At 68.4% G+C, this 2,111-nt stretch carries 2 protein-coding genes; both read right to left on the reverse strand.

The features are described 5' to 3' along the window. Positions 1 to 679 (reverse strand): ATP-binding protein (locus tag ACWDZ7_RS42755; RefSeq protein ID WP_451804360.1); only part of this gene is annotated, 679 nt, incomplete at its 3' end. Beyond that, positions 676 to 2,016 carry a Mu transposase domain-containing protein gene (locus ACWDZ7_RS42760; RefSeq protein ID WP_451804362.1) on the reverse strand — a complete coding sequence of 447 codons (1,341 nt, stop codon included), beginning with the start codon at positions 2,014 to 2,016 and terminating at the stop codon, positions 676 to 678. The genes ACWDZ7_RS42760 and ACWDZ7_RS42755, both read right to left, overlap by 4 nt. Positions 2,017 to 2,111 lie beyond the last annotated feature (95 nt).

The following is a 2,111-nucleotide window of genomic DNA, read 5'->3' on the forward strand; positions in this document are numbered from 1 at the left end:
ACCTCGCACAGGTTCGCCGGAACATGTGCGCTTTGGCGATCCCGACGTTGGTCGTCAGGATCGTGCTGGACTTGAGATACCTCTGGTTGATCACCTGAAACAGGGCTGAGGCGCCGTCCTCGGGAAGCGGCAGATAGCCGAGTTCGTCGATGATCAAAAGCTTTGGACCTGCGAAGAAGCGCATGCAGGTCTTCCAGCGGCCTTCGAGGGCGGCCTTGTGGCACTTGGCTGCGAGTTCCGCGGCGGTGGTGAAGTAGACACGGTGGCCGGCGTCGACGGCCGCTCGTCCGAGGGCGACCGACAGCATGGTCTTGCCCACCCCGGGTGGGCCGACGAACAGCACGTTGGAGGCGTCGTCGAGGAAGCGCAAGGTGGCCAGGTCTCGGATCAACTTCTCGTCGACGCCGGGCTGGGCTGCGAAGTCGAAGTCGGCCAGGGTCCAGGGCTCGGGCAGGCAGGCGAACCGTTCCCGGGCGGCGAGTTTGCGGGCTTCGGTGGCCTCGACCTCGATCTCCAGGAGCCGTTCCAAGGCTGCGGTCAGTGACATCCGCTCGGTGCGGGCCTGGTCCAGGACCCTGTTCAACGCCTCAGCGGCGTCGTTGAGTTTGAGGTAGGACAGGTGGCCTCTGAGCTGCTGGAATCGGCGGGCTTCGCTCACCTGCATCGGTGACGTACTCACTCCGGGTTCTCCTCCTGCTTCGGTGAGGGGACACTCCGCAGCCGGTCGGCCACGGCGGCATAGTGGGTCAGGTCGATCACGACCCGTTCGGCTGAACTGCCGGTGGCGGGTCCTTCGCGCAGACGCTCGGCTTCGGCCAGGGCTGCGGCTGACGGCGGTTTGCGGACCTTGGTCTTGCAGGGAGCCCGATCGGAGAACGAGGACAGCACCGCCCTCTCCAGCGCAATGACATGTCCGTCGTCCCGGACGGTCTGCCCGGCGCCGCGCGGGGCCCGGCGGTGGCAGGCGACGACGGCCCGTCCGGCGGTGACGATCCGCAGTTCGTCCTCGCCGAGCCGGTGCAGGACCTTGACCGTGACGCCGGGCAGGCCGGGCGGAACGGAGTAGAAGTTGCCGTCGAAGGCGACCAGGCTCTGCGGGCTGACGGTCCGCTCGACCTCCAGCTCGGCCGGGAACGGCCGGACCGGGATGTCGAGCAAGGGCTCGGCCGTGGCGAGCTCGCCGACGGTGGTGACCGCTCCGTCGATCCGCCGGCGCCGGTCATCCATCCGGACCGAGAGCTTGTCGACACCGGACTGGGCCTGCACGACCGTGAGCCCGTCGGGAACCGTGCGCCACCAGCGTTGCGCGGCCGAGTGGTTGGCCTTCTCCACCACTCCCTTGCGGTTGCCGCGGCGGGGTGGGCAGATGTCCACCCCGACCCCGTAGTACTTGGCGACGGCGGCGAACGCCGCGGTGACCTGACCGCTGGAGGGATAACAAACCGTGGCCATCCGGTCGAAGCGCCACCGGCGGGCAGTTCCGCCCAGCTTGCGCACGACATCGTCCAGTGCCTGGACCAAATGGGGGAAGTCCTCCGACTCCGCCAGCACCGCCCTCCACCGGCCCGAATGCGCGAGAGCCCCGACCAGCAGATGCGCATGCTCGCCCACCCCCCATCCTTCGGGCGGATCGGGCAGCTCCAGCCAGTCGAACTGGATCTCCTCGCCCGGAGGATGCGCGATCACCGCGACGTTGCGGCCGGTCGAGGCATGACAGGGCTCGCAGTACGGCCGGACGCGATAGCGGCGAAGGGCGCGGGTGAACGTCGAGTACGCACCCTCATAGCCGAGCCCCACCACCTCGTCGAACAGGGTGGACGCCCACAGGTGCGGGTCGTCAGCAAGGCGCTGGCGGCAGTAGGGAAGGAACGGCACGAACGCATCAGGCGCCTGACGCCGCTGGCCGGCGGTCCGCTCACCGTTCAGATAAGCCCGGATCGTCTTGCGGTCCCGGCCCAGATGCCGGGCGATCGCCGAGATCGTCCATCCCTGCCGACGCAGTGCATGAGCATCCACGTCTTCCTCCCGCGTCAGCATCCAGGCCCCCGAGCAGGCCGAACCAGCGCACGCAGGCTTTCCGGACCAACCGCCAGATACGACGACACACCGGG

Source organism: Streptomyces sp. NPDC003032 (assembly GCF_053591415.1).